Annotated in this window: 15 protein-coding genes; 7 read left to right on the forward strand and 8 right to left on the reverse strand. The window is 71.7% G+C overall.

Annotated features, from left to right (window positions below; all coding sequences use genetic code 11):
* The first annotated feature begins 111 nt into the window (after nucleotides 1-111).
* Nucleotides 112-1,050 carry an RNA polymerase subunit sigma-70 gene (locus ACGFIO_RS28855; RefSeq protein ID WP_392830506.1) on the forward strand — a complete coding sequence of 313 codons (939 nt, stop codon included), beginning with the start codon at nucleotides 112-114 and terminating at the stop codon, nucleotides 1,048-1,050.
* Between the two features lie 22 nt (nucleotides 1,051-1,072).
* Nucleotides 1,073-1,747, forward strand: a complete 675-nt coding sequence (locus tag ACGFIO_RS28860) for an SDR family oxidoreductase (RefSeq protein ID WP_392830380.1) — start codon at nucleotides 1,073-1,075, stop codon at nucleotides 1,745-1,747.
* Here ACGFIO_RS28860 and ACGFIO_RS28865 read toward each other — a convergent pair.
* Nucleotides 1,744-2,397 (reverse strand): DUF4386 domain-containing protein, encoded by a 654-nt coding sequence (locus ACGFIO_RS28865; protein ID WP_392830382.1) that lies wholly within the window; start codon nucleotides 2,395-2,397, stop codon nucleotides 1,744-1,746. The genes ACGFIO_RS28860 and ACGFIO_RS28865 overlap by 4 nt on opposite strands.
* Nucleotides 2,398-2,596: 199 nt before the next feature.
* Here ACGFIO_RS28865 and ACGFIO_RS28870 point away from each other — a divergent pair, with 199 nt between their 5' ends.
* Nucleotides 2,597-4,372: an ATP-binding protein gene (locus ACGFIO_RS28870; RefSeq protein ID WP_392830383.1), complete on the forward strand. Its 1,776-nt coding sequence runs from the start codon at nucleotides 2,597-2,599 to the stop codon at nucleotides 4,370-4,372.
* A 206-nt stretch (nucleotides 4,373-4,578) separates the two neighbouring features.
* Here the strand turns inward: ACGFIO_RS28870 and ACGFIO_RS28875 are convergent, their stop codons facing one another.
* Together ACGFIO_RS28875 and ACGFIO_RS28880 are read right to left on the reverse strand one after the other, a co-directional pair.
* Nucleotides 4,579-5,319: an SDR family NAD(P)-dependent oxidoreductase gene (locus tag ACGFIO_RS28875; protein ID WP_392830385.1), complete on the reverse strand. Its 741-nt coding sequence runs from the start codon at nucleotides 5,317-5,319 to the stop codon at nucleotides 4,579-4,581.
* Between the two features lies 1 nt (nucleotide 5,320).
* Nucleotides 5,321-6,979, reverse strand: coding sequence for a CocE/NonD family hydrolase (locus tag ACGFIO_RS28880; RefSeq protein WP_392830387.1), 1,659 nt, complete (start codon nucleotides 6,977-6,979; stop codon nucleotides 5,321-5,323).
* A gap of 81 nt (nucleotides 6,980-7,060) precedes the next feature.
* Between ACGFIO_RS28880 and ACGFIO_RS28885 the strand changes: the two genes are divergently transcribed.
* On the forward strand, nucleotides 7,061-7,720 hold the full coding sequence (locus ACGFIO_RS28885; RefSeq protein WP_392830389.1) for a TetR/AcrR family transcriptional regulator: 660 nt from the start codon (nucleotides 7,061-7,063) through the stop codon (nucleotides 7,718-7,720).
* Here the strand turns inward: ACGFIO_RS28885 and ACGFIO_RS28890 are convergent.
* From ACGFIO_RS28890 to ACGFIO_RS28910, 5 genes are all read right to left on the reverse strand, one after another.
* Nucleotides 7,717-8,388 carry a response regulator gene (locus tag ACGFIO_RS28890; protein WP_392830391.1) on the reverse strand — a complete coding sequence of 224 codons (672 nt, stop codon included), beginning with the start codon at nucleotides 8,386-8,388 and terminating at the stop codon, nucleotides 7,717-7,719. The two genes, ACGFIO_RS28885 and ACGFIO_RS28890, sit on opposite strands and share 4 nt — an antisense overlap.
* Nucleotides 8,385-9,668: a histidine kinase gene (locus ACGFIO_RS28895; RefSeq protein ID WP_392830393.1), complete on the reverse strand. Its 1,284-nt coding sequence runs from the start codon at nucleotides 9,666-9,668 to the stop codon at nucleotides 8,385-8,387. The genes ACGFIO_RS28890 and ACGFIO_RS28895 overlap by 4 nt, the downstream gene beginning before the upstream one ends.
* A 26-nt stretch (nucleotides 9,669-9,694) precedes the next feature.
* On the reverse strand, nucleotides 9,695-10,543 hold the full coding sequence (locus ACGFIO_RS28900; protein WP_392830395.1) for an ABC transporter permease: 849 nt from the start codon (nucleotides 10,541-10,543) through the stop codon (nucleotides 9,695-9,697).
* Nucleotides 10,540-11,466 (reverse strand): ABC transporter ATP-binding protein, encoded by a 927-nt coding sequence (locus tag ACGFIO_RS28905; RefSeq protein ID WP_392830397.1) that lies wholly within the window; start codon nucleotides 11,464-11,466, stop codon nucleotides 10,540-10,542. The genes ACGFIO_RS28900 and ACGFIO_RS28905 overlap by 4 nt, the downstream gene beginning before the upstream one ends.
* A 250-nt stretch (nucleotides 11,467-11,716) precedes the next feature.
* Complete coding sequence (locus ACGFIO_RS28910) at nucleotides 11,717-12,754, reverse strand: zinc-binding dehydrogenase (RefSeq protein ID WP_392830399.1); 1,038 nt, start codon at nucleotides 12,752-12,754, stop codon at nucleotides 11,717-11,719.
* 99 nt (nucleotides 12,755-12,853) lie between these two features.
* On the opposite strand from ACGFIO_RS28910, the gene ACGFIO_RS28915 reads away from it, so the two are divergent.
* From ACGFIO_RS28915 to ACGFIO_RS28925, 3 genes are all read left to right on the forward strand, one after another.
* Entirely contained in the window at nucleotides 12,854-13,723 is an 870-nt protein-coding gene (locus ACGFIO_RS28915) for a helix-turn-helix transcriptional regulator (protein WP_392830401.1), read from the forward strand.
* 82 nt (nucleotides 13,724-13,805) lie between these two features.
* Nucleotides 13,806-14,741 carry a trypsin-like serine peptidase gene (locus ACGFIO_RS28920; RefSeq protein WP_392830403.1) on the forward strand — a complete coding sequence of 312 codons (936 nt, stop codon included), beginning with the start codon at nucleotides 13,806-13,808 and terminating at the stop codon, nucleotides 14,739-14,741.
* A 76-nt stretch (nucleotides 14,742-14,817) separates the two neighbouring features.
* Nucleotides 14,818-17,001: a glycoside hydrolase family 97 catalytic domain-containing protein gene (locus ACGFIO_RS28925; protein ID WP_392830405.1), complete on the forward strand. Its 2,184-nt coding sequence runs from the start codon at nucleotides 14,818-14,820 to the stop codon at nucleotides 16,999-17,001.
* Nucleotides 17,002-17,013: the final 12 nt, after the last annotated feature.

A 17,013-nucleotide genomic window follows, 5' to 3' on the forward strand; every position in this document is an offset into this window, starting at 1 on the left:
CTGCCCGCGGCGCCTCCCGCCCGGGGCGCCTCCCGCCCGTGATGTAGACAGGGCCGGTGATTTCCGGCGGCGGCCCGGATCTGTACGGGTGGAGGTGTGCACGTGGATGACATGGGTTTCACGGAGGCCGCCGGGCCGCTGCGGCGGGAGATTCTGGTGCACTGCTACCGGATGCTCGGCTCGGCGGCGGACGCGGAGGACGCCGTGCAGGAGGCGTTCCTGCGGGCGTGGCGGGGGTTCGATCGGTTCGAGGGTCGTGCGTCGGTGCGTACCTGGCTGTATCGCATCGCCACGAACGTCTGCCTGCGGTTCGTCGAGCAGCGGGCGCGGCGGGTGCTTCCCGCCGGGCTGGGCGAGCCGGAACAGGACTGGCACCTGCCGGCCCGACCGGCCGGGGCCGAGACGCGGTGGGTGGGTCCGCTACCGGTCGACCCGGCGGAGGTGGCCGGCGATCGGGAAAGCGTACGGCTGGCTTTCGTCGCGGCGTTGCAGCATCTGCCGGCCCGGCAGCGCGCGGCCCTGATCCTGCGCGACGTCGCCGACCTGCCGGCCGACGAGGTGGCGGCGGCGCTCGGGACGACGACGGTCGCGGTGAACAGCGCCCTGTTGCGGGCCCGGGAACGGATCGCGCGGGAGACGCCCGACCGGTCCAGCATGAGCGACCCCGAGAGCACCGAGATCAAGAGCCAGGTTCTGCGGTACGAGGCGGCGTTCCGGCAGGCCGACGTGAAGGCTCTCGCCGCCGTCCTCCGCGACGACGTGACACTGGAGATGCCGCCGCATGCCACCTGGTTCGCCGGGCGGGAAGCGGTGCTCGGCTTCCTCGGCTCACGCGTGCTGCGGCGCCGGTTCACGGTCGCCCCGGTGACACCGCCGGCCAACGGGCAGCCGACGATCGCGCTCTACGCCGGGCCCGACGCGCACGCGCTGCAGGTCCTCGACGTGGACCGGAGCGGGTTCCGGCACGTCCACATCTTCCTGCAGCCGGAACTGTTCCCGATGTTCGGGCAGCCGGTGACTCTGGCCTCCGGCCGGGATCTCCTCAGCTGAAACGTCTGCTGAGGAGGAACCGATGAAAGACGAGAACGTGATGGTGGTCGGTGGCACCCGCGGCCTGGGACGTGCCGTGGCCGACGCGGCCCGTGCGGCCGGCGCACGGGTCACCACGGTGGCGCGGTCGGGTGCGGTCGCGGGTGACGCCACCGACGAGGCGTTCGCCGACAAGGTCCTGGCCGAGCACCGTCCCCGCCTGCTGGTGGTCACGGCCGGCGCGGTGCCGGTGATGCGGCCGCTGACCGAGCACTCGTGGGAGACGTTCTCGACGAACTGGAACGCCGACGTCCGGATCGCCTTCGTCTGGTTGCGGGCGGCGATGCGGCTGCCGTTGGCGCCCGGCTCCCGGGTGATCGTGTTCGGCAGTGCGGCCGAGTTGCACAGCGGTTCTCCGCTCAGCGGCGGGTACGCGGGCGCGAAGGCCACGATCCGGATGATCACCGGCTACGCGGCGGCCGCGGCGGAGGATCTCGGCATCACGATGACGACGGTGCTGCCGACGATCACGCCCGGTACGGGAGTCGGGGCGACGGCGATGGCGGCGTACGGAAGAAGGAGCGGACCGACCCCCGAGGCCGTGGCCACCGCCGTGATCGCCCTGCCCACCGGATCAGGGGCCTATGCATGGCAGGGTGACGGCCTGCGGGCTCTGGGCCACGCCGCGGCCCTGGGTGATCCGTCAGATGCGCCCTAGTCGGACGCGGCGCCGGCGACGATGTGCTGCTGGCTGAAACCCCTGGCCAGCAGCCACACGGCCAGGACCATCTCCTGGACGCCGATGGGCAGGGCCAGGAGGGTGTACCCGGTGACGGGATTGCCGCTGAACAATGCCAGTAAACAGGCGACAGCCATCAGGAACACGCCGACCATGCCCCATCCCGACAACCATCGGGGAACGAGTCGCGATCGGTAGAACACGACGTAATACATCAGAGCGCCCGTGCAGAAGGCCAGGACGCCGACGACCGAGGCACTGTCGCGCATGCTGATGACCGAGTCGGCGACGCTCGGCTCGGCGATCGACCGCAGGGACAGCAGGGCCACGACCGCGACGGCATAGAACACCGCCTCGATGGTTCTGAAGACCACGGATCCGAGTGCCAGGCCGGCGTGAAGCGTTTTCAGCAACGGGTAGAGCGCGACCGCGATGCCGACACTGGTGCCGGCTGCGACCAGGTAGAGAAGCGCGGCGGCGGCCAGCCGATCGTGTTGGCCGGCCAGGCCGGTCGGCGCGTCCGGTCCCGTGAGAACGGGCACGACGGCGCCCGCGGCGAGCGCGGCCACCGTAGCGAGCAGAAACAGGACTCCCGTCGCGATCGACGTCCTTCGAACCGGGTTCATCATGGCCCTCTGTTCTACGCTGTAGGTCTACAACGTAGAATAGGCACGTGGGTCAAGCTGTCAAGACGGCCCGCACAGCTGAGAGCGAGCATGCGTTCCTGCTGTCCGATCCGACCGGTTCCGCCCCTCGCCCCCGGGCCGGGCGTAGCGTCGGGGCGTGGCCGGTCGGCAGCGAGCGAGGTCAGCCGGGTCCAGCCGACCCGTGCGCCGCCGGTCGATGCTGGTGCTGGTGGCGGTGGTGCTCCTGGGCCTGCTGGGTACGGTCCTGGCGGTCGCGGCGCTGCGGCGCGGCGACCAGAACCGAGCCGCGCAGACACTCTCGGAACGGACACAGACCGTGGTCGAGACGGTCTCGGCCGAGATCCGCCGGTACGGCGAAGCTCTCCGGGACGTCACCGCCGCGGTCAGTGCCCAGGCCGAACTGGACGCGGACGAGTTCGCCGCGATCGTGGCGCCGGTCGACCGCTCCCGGCTGCCCGGCGCGACCGGCGTCTCGCTGATCGTCGCCGCCGGCACCGGGCAGATCCCGCAGGTGCAGGCCCGATGGCGGGCCCGCGGCGCCGCCGGCCTGACACTGCAACCGGCGCCACGGGCGACCTCGCACTGGTTCACCGTCTTCGTGCACCCCCTGGACGGCAGCGCGCCCTCGGTCGGCCGCGACCTCGCACCGGCCACCGCCGCGGTACGCACCCTGGAGTTGTCCCGGCAGACCCGTCAGCTCACCGCGAGCCAGCCGTACCTGTTCCTCAAGGACGCGCATCTGCCACCGGACCAGCAACAGCTCTCGACCGTCCTGGCCGCGCCGGTCTACGCCACCTCCCGCGCGGCGCCCGACGTCGGACAATTCCGGGGCTGGATCGTTCTCGGCGTACGGGGCGGCGACTTCCTGCGCCAGAGCATCGGCGTGGTCGCCCGCGACACCGTCACCGTCACCTTGCGCGACACCGCCGCCGACGGGCGCCAGATCGTCCTGGCCGCTTGGACCCCGCCCGGCGTGACCGTCGAGCAGCGGACCAGCCGGACGACGACGGTCGAGGCACCGCAACGCCAGTGGCAACTGCGGGTCAGCGCGACCGACAAGCTCCTGCCGGAGACGGCGGTACAGATGCGGACCGCCGCCTGGGTGACCGGTGCGGTCCTCACGCTCCTGCTCGCGATCCTGGCCGCCACCGTCACTACGTCACGGGATCGGCTCATGCTCAGTGTCGAGGAGGCCACCGCGGCGCTGCGGGAGGACATCGCACGCCGGACCCGGGTGGAGGAACAACTACGCCGCCGCGAGCAGGAACTGGTCGGCTTCGCCGGTGTGGTCGCCCACGACCTGCGCGGCCCGCTGGCCCGGATCAGCGCCTACTCCGACTTCCTGCGGGAGGAGGCCGCCCCGGCCTGGAACGACGAGCATCGCGGCTTCCTCGAACGCCTGCGGGGCGGCGCCACCCGCATGCAATCCCTGCTCGACGACCTGCTCGACTACGCGACCGCCGACAACCGGCCCCTGACCTCGGTCCCCGTCGACCTGCAGGCAATAGTCACCGACATCGTCGCCGAACGCGTCATCGCACCCACCGACGGAACCGTCGTCGTCGGCCCCCTGCCCACCGTGACCGGCGACCCCACGCTGCTGCGCCAGGTGTTCGACAACCTGATCGGCAACGCCTGCAAGTACACCCGCGCCGGCCAGGCGCCCCAGGTGGAGGTCACCGCGCAGGGCGACGAGCAGCGGGGCCGCTGGCGTATCGAGGTGTCCGACCACGGCATCGGGATCCCCGACGAGCAGCGGGCCGAGGTTTTCACCGCGTTCACCCGCGCCAGCGGCAGCGAGACCTACACCGGCACCGGCCTCGGCCTGGCCATCGTGCACCGCATCGTCGAACGCCACCACGGCGCCATCGACGTGGTCGGCAACCGGCACGGCGGCAGCACGTTCCGGGTCGTCTTGCCCGCCACGGTTCCCGCGGCGCGGGCATGGTCGCGGTAGGCGATCACCACCGCCAGGCCGATCAGCCCCCGGATCTGGAGACTCACGCCGAACAGCCGCGGCGTCAGCAGTTGCGTGATATTCGTTTGACCAGCTCCGGACACGCGGGAAACGGCCGTCATCCGCTCTGATCTGGTTCTCAGCACGCCTCATAACGGCCTGGTCCGGCCCGTCGACAGGCTGCCCTGATTGCCGAGCGGGCCGGCTCAGGTGGCGTTGGCGCCGCCGTCGACGTTGATCGTCTGACCGGTGATGAAGGCCGCGTCCGGGGAGGCGAGGAACGCCACCGTTCCAACGAGGTCCTCGGGGTACTCGTCGCGGTGGATGCCGCGCGCTCGCCGTTGCGCCTCCAGCAGGGCCGGCGGCGCGGTCTGCTTCGCGTTCGGGGTGAGGGTGACGCCGGGAGTCACCACGTTGACGGTGATGCCGTGCTGGCCGAGTTCGCGCGCGATCGAGCGGGAGAACCCGACGATGCCGGCCTTGGCCGCGATGTAGTGCGCCTGAGCCGGCACACCGACGAAGTAGCCGCCGGAGCCGAACGAGATGATGCGGCCCCATCCGCGCTGCTTCATCAGCGGGACCGCGGCCCGGGTCATCAGGAACGTACCGGTCAGGTTGATGTCGATGACCTGGCGCCAGTCGCCCGGCGTCATCTGTTCGAAGGGCCGGAACGGGAAGTAGCCGGCGCAGTTGACGAGCACGTCGAGCCGGTCGGCGCGGTCGCGGGCCAGTTGGGCGACGGCGTCGCAGTCGTCCTCGCGGGAGATGTCCGCGACGATGGTCAGCAGGCGGCCGGCGTCGGGCCGGTCCCGTCGCAGGGCCGACAGACCGTCGGCGTTGTTGTCGGTGGCGATCACCGTGTCGCCGTCGGCCAGCAGTCTCGCGACGACGGCGGCTCCGATGCCCCCGGCGGCTCCGGTCACCACCGTGACTCTGTCGTCGTTCATGTCACATCGCTCCATTCCACACAGGGATCGTCAGCGACGCCATGGCGCCGCCGGTGTGCACGTTCCAGCGCTGACGTCGTGGTCGCTCGTAGACCGCGGGCCATTGACCGGTGATCGGGTTGCCGGGGAAGAGCCAACGGTCGTTGAGGTGCAGCAGCAGCTGGTCGCCGGCGGCGAAGCGGGTGGCCGACGGCAGCAGGGTGAGGTCGAGGTCGGCTGTCTGCCCGGGTGCGAGCGGCTCGGCCCGGTCGTGCGGATGCCACGCCTCCCATTCGGTCGAGCGCCGGTCGTCGACGGCCCGGTGCGAGGCCCGGAGCCAGCCGCGGGTCACCACGTCTCCGGTGAAGCCGTACGCCCCCTCGAAGGTCACCTCGCGTCCGTGGTGAAGCTTGCGGACGGCGGCGATCAGCTGCACGTCGGGCCCTTCCGCGCTGACCCGGACCCGGAGGCGCATCGGGCCGATGACATCGGTGTCACGATCGAAGGTCCAGGCGAACTGCCGCCCCGCGCGCGGCACCGGGAGCACTCTCGTACGCACCGGCCGCTCGGGCGCCAGGGTGTCGCCGTCCAGATGCAACTCGACCGGCTCCACCTCGCGCGGCGGCCACTGATCGGTTCTGATCACGCGGACGACATCGGTGCGGCTCGCGCGGACCTCGATCCGTACGGCCGGTTCCTCGGTGACACCGGTGTCGTCGCCCCGCAGGAAGTGGTCGAAGAACCGCGCCTGGGTCTGCACCGCGTCGGCGCTGTAGTACGTAGCCCATTTCGGGCCACGGTGGGTGTACAGCCACTTCCGCGCCGAGCCGATGCGGCGGTAGCCCTCGAACGATCCCCGTGAGTGCAGGCCCTGATCGGTGAAGCTCGCGCAGACCAGCGCGGGCACCTCGATCTTCTCCAGGTCGGCCGCGCGGGCGGCCCACCACTCGTCGCGCAGCCGGTGCTTCTTCTGCTCGGCCCGGAACGAGACCGACTTCGGTTTCTGGCGGCGCTGCAGGGCGCTCCAGAGCACCATAAAGCCGTCCTCGCGGACCCCGCCGGGATAGGCGAAGTCGCTGTACGCGTCAGTGAAGCCTTCCCAGGGGCAGATCGCCGCCAGGTGCGGTGGCCGGGTCGCCGCGGCCGCCCACTGGGTGATCGCCAGGTAGGAGACGCCGCTCATGCCGACTTTCCCGTTCGCCCAAGGCTGGACCGCCGCCCATTCGATGACGTCGTGCACGTCGAGACCCTCTTGCCGGCTCAGCACCTCGCCGAAGCCGTCGGAGTTGCCCCAGCCGCGCAGGTCGACAGTGACAACGACGTATCCGCGGGGCACCCAGAACGCCGGGTCGGGGGCTTCCCAGGGCGTCAGGCTCGAGTGGACGATCGGGGCCGCGTTGGCGGCCAGGAAGTACTGCACCGGCTTCCGGCGCCCGCCGCGGCCGGCGGCGGGCATGTCGCCCTTGCCGTACGGCTGGGCGCTGAGCAGGACCGGATAGCGGCCGGGGCGGGCCGGCCGCTGGACGTCGACCCGCAGCACCGTGCCGTCGCGGACCGGGACCTCGACGTCCTGGTCGAAGGTGAGACCGGCGGGCGCCGTCGTGATCGTGACGTCGGGCTTCACGATCCGTGCGATGTTGCGCCACGCCATGCCGAACGGGGTGCGGGAACGGAATTCCATGACGCCAGTAAACTCCTCACTTGAGTGACACTCAAGCGGTTAGAGCTAGACTCTATTGAGGGCTGGGGCACAATGGCGCCTATGACTTCCGCCGACCCGTATCGCCGGCGACGTGCGGCGGGAGCGGCCAGCCGGCAAGCGACCCGCCAACGGCTTCTGACCGCCGCGGACACGCTGTTCCGCAAGCAGGGCTACCCGGCCACCACCGTCGCGGCGATCGCCGAGCTCGCCGACGTGTCACTGCAGACGCTCTACCTCGCCTGGGGCAACAAACGAGCGCTGCTGCGGGCCGCGTCCCAGGCCGCGCTGGCGGCGTCCGACACACCGGTCGAGCCCGACCAGTGGCGCGCCACCGTCGACGCGGAACTGGCCGCGAACGACCACGAGGCCACCGCCCGGTCGTACCTCGCCGCGGTCAGCACGCTCTTCGTCCGGGTGGCCGAACGCACCTCCGACTATTGGCAGCTGCAACGCGACGCCGCGGCCACCGACCCCGAGGTCGCAGCCGACTGGCACGAGATCGACGCGGAACGCCGGCGCACGATGGCCGTCGTGGCCCCGCACATCCCCGCCGACGGGCTGCGCCCGGGGCTGGAGCCGGAATACGTCGTCGACACGCTCTGGTGCCTGGCCAGCCCGCAGACCTTCCACCTGATGTGCGTCGACGGCGACATGGGCGTGCCCGCCTACCGGGCGTGGCTGGAGCAGACCCTGGTCAACGCCCTGTGCCGGCCGGCCTAGCCGTCGTCGTGCGGACGGACCAGGCCCAGGTCGTACGCGAAGATGACGGCCTGGATCCGGTCCCTGGCCCCGATCTTGGCGAGGATCCGGCCGACGTGGGTCTTGACCGTGGACTCGGACAGGACCAGCCGCTCGGCGATCTCGCGATTGGCCCAGCCCTGGCCGATGGCGACCAGGATCTCCCGTTCCCGCCCGGTCAGCGCGTCGAGCCGCGGATCGGACACGGGTCGCCCGGCGGCCGGGTCGAGGTGGTCGGCGAACGCGTCGAGCAGGCGCCGGGTCAGCGCCGGGGCGATCACCGCGTCACCGGCGGCGACCGCTCGGATCCCGGCCAGGAGCTCTTCCGGGTACGCGTCCTTCAGCAGAAAACCGCTGGCACCGGCGCGCAGGGCGGCGTACACGTACTCGTCGAGGTCGAAGGTCGTCAGCATGAGGATGTGCGACCGGCCGCCGTCGGCCAGGATGCGCCGGGTGGCCTCGATCCCGTCCAGGCCGGGCATCCGCACGTCCATCAGCACCACGTCCGGGCGCAGTTCGGTGGCCTGACGTACCGCCTCGACACCGTTCTGGGCCTCGCCGACGACCTCGGTGTCCGGATTGCTGTCCACCAGCATCCGGAAGCCGAAGCGCTGCAGAGGCTGGTCGTCGACGATGAGCACAGTGATCACGCCGGATCGCCCTCCACACCGAGGTCGGCCTGGACGACCCAGCCGCCGTCCGGTGCCGGGCCGGCGGAGACCGTCCCCGCGTAGAGCCCGGCGCGCTCCTTCATGCCGACCAGGCCGAGGCCTTCACCGGCCGTCGCCACCGGTGGCCGGCCGGCGGGCGGCCCGGTGTCGCGGACCCGGATCCGCAACCGGTCGCCGTCCAGGCGCAGCGCCAGGTGGATGTGCGTGTGCGGGCCGGCGTGCTTGAGCGCGTTGGTCAACGCTTCCTGCACGATCCGGTATGCCGCCAGCTGCGCGCCCACGTCCAGGGTGTGCAGCGCCCCGGTGCTCTGGTACTCGACCCGCGGGCCGGCCGCGCGGACCTGCCGGCACAGCTGATCGAGCGCGTCGACGCCCGGCTGCGGGCTGAGGTCGGGCTCGCTGGTCTGCTCGCGCAGCACTCCCAGCATCCGGCGCAGCTCGGCCAGGGAGGAGCGGCCGGTCGCACCGATCAGCCGCAGGGCCTCCATGCCGCGTTCCGGGTCGGCGCTCGCGGCGTACTCACCGCCGTCGGCGAGTGAGACGATCACCGCCAGGCTGTGGCCGACGATGTCGTGCATCTCGCGCGCGACCCGGGCCCGTTCGGTGGCCGCCGCGAGCCGGCTGCGTGTGTCGCGCTCGATCTCGAGCCGGACGGCGCGGTCGCGCAGGGCGACGAGTTGGGCGCGCCGGATCCGGACGGCGAGGCCCAGGGCGATCGCCGCCGTGCCATTGGTGAAGGCGAAGAAGAGGACGTCCCACACCGGCACGATGCCGGAGAGCCGGACCACCACCAGGACGATCGCCGGAATCACCCACGGCGCGGCCCAGGGCAGCCGACGCAGCCGGCCGTGCAGCACCAGGCTGTAGAGGGCGACCAGGACGGCGACGTCGGCACGCAGCATGACCCCGGCCGCCCACTGCGCCATGAAGACCGCCAGGACGGCGCAGAACGCGGCATACGGCGCCCGTCGCCGCCACCACAACGGCAGGATGAGCGCGCTCTGCAGCAGCAGCATCCACGGCAGCGGCCCCTCGGTGAGCGGGATCGGGGCATCCGACGGCCCGCGATCGTCGAAGAGGCCGGGCACACCGAACAGCACCAGGAGACCGGCGACCACGAGGGTGTCCAGCACCCACCGGTGCCGCCCGTCCCACTCCCGCAGCCTGCGCCCGGCCTCGGCCAGCCGGCCGGCCGGCGCGGGACCGGCCGGCTCAGAGGCCGCGGTGGCGTCGTAGCTCACCCGATCATCGTCCGTCATCGCAGCTCAGGGCGACAGGACATGCTCTAGGCGTCCGACCGCATCAACCGGTACGCCGCGCCGCCGAGGGCCAGCACCGTCCAGCCGAGCAGGACCAGCAGCCCGGCGCCGGCCGACAACGTGCCGGCCCCGTGCTGCAGGGCGTAGATCGATTCGCCGGCGTTGCTGGGCAGGTACGGGGTGACGTCGGTCCGCCAGGACTTCGGCAGCAGCGACATCAGGCCGGGCACCAGCATGAACGTGCCGACCAGGGCCGAAATGCCACCGGCGGTCGAGCGCAGCAGCAAGCCCAGCGCCACGCCGATGACACCGACCAGGCCCAGATAGACACCCAGGCCGGCCAGACCCCGCAGGACGCCATGATCGGACAGGCTCGTCGCGACGGGCGTGCCGGACAGAACCGCGCTGCTGATGAGGAACCCGACGAGCGCGCCGGCCGCACCGACGACGAAGGCCAGCAGTCCGTACACGGCCGCCTTGGACCACAGCACCGGCAGCCGGCGCGGTACGGCGGCCAGGGTCGATCTGATCATGCCGGAGCTGTATTCCCCGGACGCGCTGAGCACGCCCAGCACGCCCAGCGTGATCAGTGAGAACGGCACCCCGAAGAGCGCCAGTCCGTACGCCGAGGCGTCGGCGAAGTCGGGGTCCATCGGCTGGCCCGAGTCGAGGTTCGACCGGTAGCGCATGGCGGCGATGACGCCGAAGCCGACCAGGAACAGCAGCCCGAGGCCGAGGGTGATCCAGGTCGAGCGGAGCGACCAGAGCTTGGCCCACTCCGAGCGCATCACCCGCCGGCCGGTCACGGGCCGGGTGATCGCCGGGGACGGGGCCACCGTGGCCGGCCGGGGCTGGGTTTCGGTCGCAGTGCTCATGCTGACCTCGCGGGGGCATCGGCGGAGTGGTACTCGACGGATTCTCTGGTCAGTTCCATGAACGCCTCCTCCAGGGAGACGTGCTTGGCGGTGAGCTCGAACAGGGTGAGGCCGTGCTCCGCGGCCCGGCGCCCGATCTCGCGGGCCGAGCGGCCGGTCACCCGCAGAGTCTCGGATCCCGGTTCCCCGGTGATCTCTACGCCCGGGCCGGCCAGCACCCGGCGCAGCTCGCCGGGGTCGTCACCGGCGACCAGGACGGCGTCGCCGCCGGCCTGCCGGACCAGTTCCGGCACGGTCGTGTCGGCCAGGACCCGGCCGCGGCCGACCACGATCAGATGGTCGGCGACCAGGGCCATCTCGCTCATCAGATGCGACGAGACGAAGACGGTACGGCCGTCGGCGGCCAGGCCGGTGAGAAGGTTGCGGATCCACCGCACGCCCTCGGGGTCGAGCCCGTTGACCGGCTCGTCCAGCATGATCGTCTGCGGGTCGCCGAGCAGCGCGGCAGCGATGCCCAGGCGCTGGCCCATGCCGAGCGAGAAGGCGCCGGCCCGTTTCCGGGCCACGGCGTGCAGTCCTGTCATCTCCATCACCTGGGCCACCCGCGACCGTGCGATGCCGTGCGTGTACGCCAGCGCCATCAGGTGGTCGAACGCGGACCGCCCCGGGTGGATGGACCGCGCCTCGAGCAGCGCACCCACCTCGTGCAGCGGGGCGGAATGCCGGGCGTACCGGCGGCCGTTCACGGTCACCGTGCCGGACGTGGGCGCGTCCAGCCCGATGATCATGCGCATGGTGGTGGACTTGCCGGCGCCGTTCGGCCCCAGGAAACCGGTCACCGCCCCGGGCCGGACGGTGAAGTCCACCCCGTCCACGGCCGTCTTCTCGCCGTACCGTTTGGTCAGCTGTCTCGCCTCGATCATCGCTCCCCCTCGAACCCTGCACGCCGAGTGGTCCGGCGTCGCGCTCCAAACGCTAGGTTCCGGCGAGCGGCGATCCTTCATACCGCGGATGGATCTTCGGACTCACCGTGGTACCGCGGTACCACGGTGAGGTTCCCGGTCGTAGGACTTGGGCCGGACGGGGGGGGTACCGCACCGGCTGATAGGTCGCGCCGTCATTGACCAGCGGTAAGCCAGGCAACGCGGCGTCCGGTCTCCTGACCGGCCCCGGTCAGGGCGCGATCAGGACCTTCAACGCGTCCCGGCCGGCCATCGCCGCATAGGCGCCGGACACCCCGTCGAAGCCGACCGTCCGGTCGAAGATCCGGCCGGGCCGGATCGTGCCGTCCAGCACATCGGGCAGAAGCTCGTCGAGGTAGGCGCGCACCGGCGTGGGACCGCCACCCACCCGCAAGTTCTTGACCCATGCGGTCATCGCCTGCGGCACGGCCGGATAGTGCGGCACCCCGACTCGGGCCAGGCCGGCGCCTGGCCGGGCGACGGCGATCGCGGTCGCGGTGGCCTCCTCGGTTCCCACGCATTCGAGCACGGCGTGGGCGCCACGGGTCCCGGCGGTGAGTTCCCGCACCCGTTGCGCCGCCTCCTCGCCGCGTTCGGACACGACATCGGTGGCGCCGAACTCGCGGGCCAGGTCGGTCCGGTCCCGGTGCCGCCCGAGCACGATGATGCGCTCCGCGCCACGCCGGGCGGCCGCGATCACGCCACACAGGCCGACCGCGCCGTCACCGACCACCACCACGGTGTCGCCGGCCTTCACCCCGGACACGACCGCCGCGTGATGACCGGTGCCCATGACGTCGGACAGGGTCAGCAGGGATGCCAGCAGAGCGTCGTCGGCCTCCGCGCCGACCCGCACCAGATTGGCCGCGGCGAACGGCACCCGGACCGCCTCGGCCTGTGCGCCGGCGAAACCGGCCCGGCCGAAGAAGGTGATGCGCTCGCAGCCGTACGGCGCACCCTCGCGGCAGAAGCCGCAGGTGCCGTCGGCGGCGAACATGGGCATCACGACCAGGTCGCCGCGACGCAGGCCGTGCACGTCGCGGCCGAGTTCCTCGACGACGCCGATCGCCTCGTGGCCCATCGCCTGACCGTCGGCGCCGGCCGGCATTTCGCGGTACGGCCACAGATCGCTGCCGCACACACACGCTCGCACCACGCGGACTATCGCGTCGGTGCCGTTCTCGAGGGCCGGGTCGGGTACGTCGATGCTCCGGACGTCGCCCGCCCCGTACATGTGGATCGCTTTCATGGGGCTAGCCAAGCACCGGATCCGCGCCGGTGTCAGACCCGGACAACGGTACCCCAGCAGGGTGCCCCAACCCGGTCTCCGAGCCCGTACGCTCGACTGATGCTGGACGCGCGGGCCGAGATCCGGGAGTTCCTGATCTCCCGCCGAGCACGCCTGACGCCCAACAGCGTCGGCCTTCCGTCCTACGGGACACGCCGCGTCCCCGGGCTGCGGCGCGAAGAGGTCGCGGTGCTGGCCGGGATCAGCGTGCCCTACTACGCCCGGCTCGAGCGCGGCGACATGAGCAAGGCCTCCCCCAGCGTGCTGGAGGGCCTGGCCCGGGCGCTGCGGCTCGACGACGCCGAGCGTGCCCACCTGTTCGATCTGGCGCGGGCGGCCGGCTCGGGCCGGGCCCGCACGCCGGCGCCGGGCGACGCGACACGGGTCCGGCCGGTGGTCCAGCAGCTGCTCGACGCGATGAGCGGCGCCGCCGCCTTCGTCAACAACCACCGCCTCGACATCCTCGGCGCCAACCGCCTCGGTTACCAGCTGTGCGCGGCCGTGTTCAACGGCGCGCCGCGGGCCAACCTGGCCCGCTTCACCTTTCTGGAACCGGGCGCCCGGGAGTTCTTCATCGACTGGGAGAACGCGGCCTCCTCGATCGTCGCCGATCTGCGCACCGCGACCGGCCGGCATCGGCAGGATGCCCGGCTGACCCGGCTGATCGGCGAGCTCGCCACCCGCAGTGAGGAATTCCGGCTGCGCTGGGCCGCGCACGACGTCACGCTGCACCGCAGTGGGGTCAAGCTCCTGCGCCATCCGCTCGCCGGCGACCTCGAGCTCAACTACGAACAACTCGACCTTCCGTCCGACCCCGACCTCATGATCTTCACCTTCAGCGCCCGCCCCGGCACGCCGGCCGCCGAGGCGCTCGCCTTCCTGGCCAGCTGGACCGACGATCCGTCGCCGGGCCCCCGCTCGGCCGTGTGAGCTAACCCCTTCTTCACGCGCGGCCGCGTACCTTGCCTCAGGCATTGGTCCCGGCTGAGGAAGAGACAGGTAACCGCATCCCATGAAGCTTCGCGCCCGGCACCTCGCCGCGTTGATCCTGGCCACTCCGGCCATCGTGGTCACACCCATCGTGCTCAGTTCCTCAGCGCATGCCGATGTCGAGGCCGCCCCGCTGGTCACGACCGACATCACCGCGGCCGGCCGCGACCGCGCGCTGTCGTACTGGACGCCGGAACGCATGCGCCGGACCGGGGCGGACTCCGTCGAGCGGCCCGAGCGCATCGGCCGGCCCTGGGCCGGGCGGCTGCCGGCCGGTGTGGGGCGGCTGTTCATGGTCGTCAAACAGGGCGCCAGTGGCCCCAGCGCCGACGAGTGGTGCACGGCCACCGCGGTGCCCAGCCCGACCAGCGACGTCGTGGTCACCGCGGCGCACTGCGTCTGGCCCGGGTACACCCGCCGCGACGAGGTGATCCAGGTGTCGGACGTCGTGTTCGTGCCGGCCTACGCCGAGGGTGAGCAGCCGTACGGGGTCTTCGCCGCACGGTCGTACCTGTTCCCGGCGTCCTATCAGGCCGAGAGCTCGCCCGACATCGCGATGATCGTGCTCGACCCCGCCGCCGGCCGGCACGTGGCGCAGGCCGCGGGTACGCAGAACATCGCGTTCTCCGCCCCGCCCGACGGCCACGCGTCGATTCTCGGCTATCCCGGTTCCCGGACGGCCCGCGGCCAGATCCTCGAATGGTGCGACGTGCCGACCGCGCCGAACGGCGATCCGAACCAGTGGCGCGCGGTCTGCGACCTGGCCGGTGGCTCCAGCGGAGGTCCCTGGCTGACCGGCTTCCAGCCGGATACCGGCATCGGCACGATCTATTCGGTGACCAGCGCGGGCACTGTGGACCTGGACGAGGAGACCGGCGACGTCTACACCGCCGATCTCTCCGGTCCGAAGCTGGACTCCGTCGCCTCCGATCTGTACGAGGAGGCCGGGAGGCACTAGATTCGGCCACACATAGAGATACGTCTATGGGTTGGCGGCCGAGGAAGGCACCCGTATGCACCGCACCATGGGTCTGATGTTGCTGGCGACGATCTTCCACGCCACCCCCGCGGCCGCGGCCGTGACCTGGACGGTCGACGGACCGATGGCCGGTTCACCGGTCGCGGCTCAGGTCACCCTGAACGACAACGGCACGCTCTCGTTCGCCGTGTCGCACGACGGCCGCGCGGTGCTGTCGCCGTCCGCCATCGGGATCGAGACCGGCGCGGCCGACCTGACCCGCAACCTGAGCTTCACCGGCCGCGCCGACCGCACGGTCACCGAGGCCTACACGATGACGACCGGTAAGCAACGCGCCCGATCCACCGCGTACCACGAGGCGACCCTGTCGTTCACCGGCACCGGCGGGGCCCGGCTGGACATCGTGGTCCGCGCTTCGAACTCCGGCGCCGCCTACCGTTACGTGCTGCCGGGCAGCGGGGCGGTGACCGTGCGCCGGGAAGCATCGTCGTGGGCCGTACCCACCGCCTCGAATGCCTGGCTGTTGCCGGCCGACCGCGAGGACCAGGGATTCCCGGTGCAGACGACCGCGGGCTCGGCCGCCGCCGGCACCTTCCGGGTGCCCGCGCTGTTCGAGACCGGCGGTGTCTACGCCCTCGTCGCCGAGACGAACCTCGACGGCCGGTACGCCGGCGCGAGCCTGACCCACTCCGCCGGCTCGGGCACCTACGGCACCGTCCTGGACAGCGCGACGGTGACCACGACCCTGCCGCTGTCGACCCCGTGGCGCACCGTGGCCGTCGGCGCCCTGGCCACGGTCACCCAGTCGACACTGGTCGACGACCTCGCCGCGCCGGCACGGATCGCCGATCCGTCCTGGGTGCGACCCGGCACCGTGACCTGGTCGTGGCTGACCGAACACGCCAGCCCGTCCAGCGAGAGCCGGCAAAGGCAGTACATCGACTTCGCCGCCCGCAACGGCTGGGGCTACGTGCTCATCGACGAGGGCTGGCAGGAGAGCTGGGCGCCCGGCGTGGTGGCGTACGCGCGATCCAAGGGCGTACAGGTCATTCTCTGGTTCAACTCCGCCGCCCTGTGGACGGCGGCGCAACGGGAGACGTGGCTGCCGCGGATCAAGGGTTGGGGCGTGGCCGGCGTCAAGGTCGACTTCAGCTACGAGTACACCCAGCCGACCCTGCAGTGGTACGACGCCATCCTGGCCCGGACCGCCGAACTGCAGCTCATGATCAACTTTCATGGCTCGGCCACCCCGCGCGGCCTGCAACGGACCTGGCCCCACGTGCTGACGGCCGAGGCCGTGCACGGCGCGGAGCAATACCTGCGGGCCTCGAAGAACACCATCCTGCCCTTCACCCGCAACGTCATCTCGAGCATGGACTACACGCCGGTCGTCTTCAGCCCCTACAACCGGGACACCACGCCCGCCCACGAACTGGCCACCGCCATCGTCTTCGAGTCGGGCTGGCAGCACCTCGGCGACAACCCGGAGAGCTACCAGTCCCGCCCGGAGGCGTTGCGCATCCTCAACCAGCTGCCCACCGCCTGGGACGAGACCCGGCTGCTCGGCGGCCGCCCCGGGCAGGACGCCTACTTCGCCCGGCGCAGCGGTGGCAAGTGGTTCATCGGCGGAGTCTCGGCCCAGCCGGCCCGCACCTGGTCGGCGCCGCTCAACTTCCTCGGCGGCGGTCAGTGGCTGCTGGAGACCGTGCGGGACGGTTCCGGCTCCGCTCTGGTACGCGAGACCACGGTCGTCACCAATGCCTCCAGCGTGTCCGTGCCGATGCCGGAGCGCGGCGGGTTCGCCTCCGTCGCCTGCCCGTACACCGCCGGCCTGACCAGCTGCGGACCCGACGTGGGCAGCGTCCTGCGCGGCCAGGCCTCCGGCCGCTGCGCCGACGTGCCGTTCGGCGGTCAGGACAACCGGACCCGGATAGAGCTGTTCGACTGCCACGGCGGCGCCAACCAGATCTGGGCGACGACGGCGGCCCGGGAGCTGCGGGTCTACGGCACCAAATGCCTCGAGGTCGACGGCGCCGGCACCGCCGACGGGGCCGCCGTCACGATCTTCGACTGCAACGGCGGCACCCACCAGCAGTGGATCCTCAACGCCGACGGCACCATCGTCGGTGTCGCCTCGGGCAAGTGCCTGGACGCGACCGGCGCCGCGACCGCCAACGGCACTCCACTGGAGATCTGGCCCTGCCACGGCGGAGGCAACCAGCGGTGGTCGCGGTCCTGACCCCGCACTCGG

The sequence above is a fragment of the Actinoplanes sp. NPDC049265 genome, from assembly GCF_043197135.1.
GTDB lineage: Bacteria > Actinomycetota > Actinomycetes > Mycobacteriales > Micromonosporaceae > Actinoplanes.

Bases quoted from the DNA above. Each gene is read 5' to 3' on its own strand.
- ACGFIO_RS28895 (WP_392830393.1), bottom strand. From the start codon at position 9,668: ATGACGGACGATGATCGGGTGAGCTACGACGCCACCGCGGCCTCTGAG.
- ACGFIO_RS28865 (WP_392830382.1), bottom strand. From the start codon at position 2,397: ATGATGAACCCGGTTCGAAGGACGTCGATCGCGACGGGAGTCCTGTTT.
- ACGFIO_RS28915 (WP_392830401.1), top strand. From the start codon at position 12,854: ATGCTGGACGCGCGGGCCGAGATCCGGGAGTTCCTGATCTCCCGCCGA.
- ACGFIO_RS28880 (WP_392830387.1), bottom strand. From the start codon at position 6,979: ATGGAATTCCGTTCCCGCACCCCGTTCGGCATGGCGTGGCGCAACATC.
- ACGFIO_RS28910 (WP_392830399.1), bottom strand. From the start codon at position 12,754: ATGAAAGCGATCCACATGTACGGGGCGGGCGACGTCCGGAGCATCGAC.
- ACGFIO_RS28875 (WP_392830385.1), bottom strand. From the start codon at position 5,319: ATGAACGACGACAGAGTCACGGTGGTGACCGGAGCCGCCGGGGGCATC.
- ACGFIO_RS28900 (WP_392830395.1), bottom strand. From the start codon at position 10,543: ATGAGCACTGCGACCGAAACCCAGCCCCGGCCGGCCACGGTGGCCCCG.
- ACGFIO_RS28905 (WP_392830397.1), bottom strand. From the start codon at position 11,466: ATGATCGAGGCGAGACAGCTGACCAAACGGTACGGCGAGAAGACGGCC.
- ACGFIO_RS28920 (WP_392830403.1), top strand. From the start codon at position 13,806: ATGAAGCTTCGCGCCCGGCACCTCGCCGCGTTGATCCTGGCCACTCCG.
- ACGFIO_RS28925 (WP_392830405.1), top strand. From the start codon at position 14,818: ATGTTGCTGGCGACGATCTTCCACGCCACCCCCGCGGCCGCGGCCGTG.
- ACGFIO_RS28855 (WP_392830506.1), top strand. From the start codon at position 112: ATGGGTTTCACGGAGGCCGCCGGGCCGCTGCGGCGGGAGATTCTGGTG.
- ACGFIO_RS28860 (WP_392830380.1), top strand. From the start codon at position 1,073: ATGAAAGACGAGAACGTGATGGTGGTCGGTGGCACCCGCGGCCTGGGA.
- ACGFIO_RS28885 (WP_392830389.1), top strand. From the start codon at position 7,061: ATGACTTCCGCCGACCCGTATCGCCGGCGACGTGCGGCGGGAGCGGCC.